This window comes from Legionella bozemanae, from assembly GCF_001648595.1.
Taxonomy (GTDB): domain Bacteria; phylum Pseudomonadota; class Gammaproteobacteria; order Legionellales; family Legionellaceae; genus Legionella; species Legionella bozemanae.
The window spans coordinates 1-788 of sequence record NZ_LBAW01000089.1; the positions used below are offsets into that span (position 1 = coordinate 1).

A 788-nucleotide genomic window follows, 5' to 3' on the forward strand; every position below is an offset into this window, starting at 1 on the left:
TCAAAAGGCGAGTATCCAGAGGCTGCTGTATTAATTTGCACCTGAACATTGGTAATGTCAGGTACGGCATCAATAGGAAGCTTTTGATAATTATAAACACCAAACGAAGCAATAATCACTGTAAACAACAGAATAAACCAACGATGTTTTAAAGAAAAACGTATTATTTTTTCCAGCATCTCTAATCCTTAGTGCTCATGGCTTGCGCCTTCCTTACCCAGCTCCGCCTTTAGATAAAAGCTGTTTTTAGTTACATAATGCTGGCCTGCATCAAGCCCGGATAGAACCTCAACCCATTGTTTGTCTCGTTGGCCAAGTTCTACAGGTGTCGCTTCAAAATAATCGCCTTGTTGGACAAATACTACGTCTTGGTCGCCCATGCGTTGCAATGCCGTAAGAAGCACCGCTACCGGCACGGTTTTTTCTTTAATAATAATATAACCGTTGACATACATGCCGGGAATCCACAAGCGCTGCTCATTGGGTAAGACTGCACGTGCCAAAGTGGTTTGACTGTCTTCTATCCCAAGAGGTGCGATGTAGGAGATATAACTTGTCGTTTTTGGTTTTCCTTCATCACCAATTACATCAATAGTCATTCCCTTTTTTACTAGCGGAGTTTCTTTGCGATATAAGGTAAAGTCAGCCCATACGTTGGTTAAATTCGCCACATCATAAATGGGTTTATTATTTTGCGCTAGTTCGCCATTGGTTGCATATTTTTGTACTATAGTTCCTGTGATAGGTGCATTTATGTTGTAATTTTGTAAGCTTTCATTGCTTTCAAT

Annotated in this window: 2 protein-coding genes; both read right to left on the bottom strand. The window is 40.5% G+C overall.

Features of this window, described 5'->3' with window-relative positions; translation table 11 throughout:
• The coding region (locus A8O27_RS18885; protein WP_154669270.1) for an efflux RND transporter permease subunit at positions 1 to 179 on the bottom strand (179 nt) is incomplete at its 3' end.
• Between the two features lie 9 nt (positions 180 to 188).
• Positions 189 to 788, bottom strand: a 600-nt coding sequence (locus A8O27_RS18175) for an efflux RND transporter periplasmic adaptor subunit (protein ID WP_154669271.1), incomplete at its 5' end; no start/stop codon positions are given.